This is a genomic window from Capnocytophaga sp. oral taxon 326 str. F0382, assembly GCF_000318295.1.
GTDB classification, from domain to species: Bacteria; Bacteroidota; Bacteroidia; order Flavobacteriales; family Flavobacteriaceae; genus Capnocytophaga; species Capnocytophaga periodontitidis.
Window position 1 is genome coordinate 1 of the sequence record NZ_KB291441.1, and the last position, 844, is coordinate 844.

General features: G+C 25.2%; 2 protein-coding genes. Both read left to right on the forward strand.

Going from position 1 to position 844, the window contains the following annotated elements; all coding sequences use genetic code 11:
- Positions 1-15: 15 nt before the first annotated feature.
- Entirely contained in the window at positions 16-426 is a 411-nt protein-coding gene (locus HMPREF9073_RS11200; RefSeq protein ID WP_009413879.1) for a hypothetical protein, read from the forward strand.
- 39 nt (positions 427-465) lie between these two features.
- Positions 466-844: hypothetical protein (locus HMPREF9073_RS16035; protein WP_009413880.1), on the forward strand; the 379-nt coding region annotated here is incomplete at its 3' end.

Sequence of the window (844 nt, forward strand, 5' to 3'; positions counted from 1 at the left end):
AAATTTTAACACATTTTGATAAACACAAGTGATACAACTTCTTTATATGGTACAAAACCCAAAAACATTCGTATTATTGAAAAAGAAGGAGAACCGTATCTTCCTACCACTACTTATTTAAAGTTTTATAGTAAGAATAAAGTAGGGGTGTTTATACTGTCTAAACAAGAATCGTTAAATTTACAAAGATCTTTTTTTAACCCTCAAAAAGCAGAAATGGGCTATTATTATGTTAAAGGAAATAAGAATAAAATTAAAATTAAATTTTCAACTATAGGAGCTTATTGTACTATGCAAGTCAATCATAGAAAAGGAACTATATATAATGACTCTATAAATATTTTCGGAGGTAATAATATTGGAGAAATTTATGTGAAAAGAAATGTTCCAAAAGAACTTTTAGAAGGTTGGGAACCTGATTGGTAAACTTTTAGTGTAATACAAAACTTATAACTCTTTTACATTATGATAAGAAAAGTTTTCTATATATTATTTTTCGTCTCAGTATTGGCAAATACTTTTTCTTGCCAAATGATGATGAATAAAAGTAAATATAAAAATTGTAATGATATAATCGTTACAGAAAATATTTTTTCTTTGATAGATACTACTCAAATTTTTAATATTGAGCATTTAACTTTGAAAAATGGGAATCATCCTTTCTTTTGTAGATTTTCTTCTAATGGAAAAATTGTATTTCTATTTTCAGAAAACAGAAAAGAATATAAACATATTTCTAAACTATCTTATCGAGGCTTTTTCTATGTGAAAAATGAGCATTTATTTATGAAAATATATTTTAAACATCCGCAAGGAGGAATAAGAACGAAAAAAATCCTTACAG